At 50.4% G+C, this 1,229-nt stretch carries 1 protein-coding gene; it reads right to left on the reverse strand.

Annotated elements, in window-relative coordinates; all coding sequences use genetic code 11:
* Positions 1-18: 18 nt before the first annotated feature.
* Positions 19-1,166 (reverse strand): IS3 family transposase gene (locus DFO56_RS24520; protein ID WP_085949497.1). Its coding sequence is split into 2 segments (ribosomal slippage): positions 19-929 and positions 929-1,166, totalling 1,149 coding nucleotides; the frame shifts between segments, so codons are not numbered across the junction.
* Positions 1,167-1,229: the final 63 nt, after the last annotated feature.

The raw sequence follows: 1,229 nt of genomic DNA on the forward strand, positions 1-1,229 counted from the left end.
TGAATCGCCACGGATAATCTAGACACTTCCGAGCCGTTGATAATACTGGTTTTCATATTCTGTCGGTGACATCTGTTCGCTAGAACCATGCCGACGCTTACTGTTATAAAACATTTCGATGTAATCAAAAATATCACTGCGGGCTTCTTCCCGCGTTCCGTAGATCTTTTTCTTTATCCGTTCACGTTTCAACAACTGGAAAAAACTTTCTGCAACCGCATTATCATGGCAGTTACCGCGACGGCTCATGCTACCCTCCAGGCCGTGTGATTTCAGGAACGACTGCCACTCATGGCTTGTGTACTGACTGCCCTGATCCGAATGAACCAGCACCTGTTTTTCGGGATTACGCCGCCATACAGCCATCAGCAGTGCGTTCAGGACAATGTCCTTTGTCATCCGGGATTGCATGGACCAGCCGATAATTTTGCGTGAGAACAGATCAACAACAACGGCAAGATACAGCCAGCCTTCGTGGGTCCTGATGTAGGTTATGTCCGTTACCCAACGCTCATCAGGAGCATCCGGATTGAACTGTCGCTGGAGCCTGTTGGGTGACACGATACTGGCCTCGCCTTTACGTGCCCGCGGGCTTCGGTATCCGACCTGAGCCTTTATTCCGACACGTTTCATCAGTCTCCAGACTCTGTTTACTCCGCACTGTTGCCCGCTGTCACGCAGATCCAGATGGATTTTGCGATAACCATAGACGCATCCCGATTCCAGCCAGAACTGTTTAATCTGTCCTGTCAGTCTCAGGTCTGCCTGATGGCGTTGTGAATGCGGCTGCTGAAGCCAGGCGTAAAAACCACTGGGATGAACATCCAGCACCCGACAGAGCAGGCGAACAGGCCAGCAACAGGAGTTGTCACGGATAAAGGCGTACCTCAGTCGGACAGCTTTGCGAAGTACGCCGCGGCTTTTTTTAATATGTCCCGTTCGTCGGTAACCCGTTTCAGCTCTTTCTGGAGACGGCGGATCTCGGCCTGAGCATCTGACTGTTCTTTATTAGTGGAAGAATCCGGACCGTACTTCTTTATCCAGGCATAAAGGCTGTGGGTGGTGATATCGAGACGTGTTGCAACGCTGGCAACAGAATAACCGCGATCAACAACCTGTTTGACTGCTTCAGTTTTAAACTCTTCGGGATAACGCTTACCGCTCATGGGCACCTCTCTTTAAGCCATCTTAAATGACTCTGAGGTGTCTGTTAAACCCGTGGCGATTCA

Source organism: Kosakonia sp. AG348, from assembly GCF_003337365.1.
Taxonomy (GTDB): domain Bacteria; phylum Pseudomonadota; class Gammaproteobacteria; order Enterobacterales; family Enterobacteriaceae; genus Kosakonia.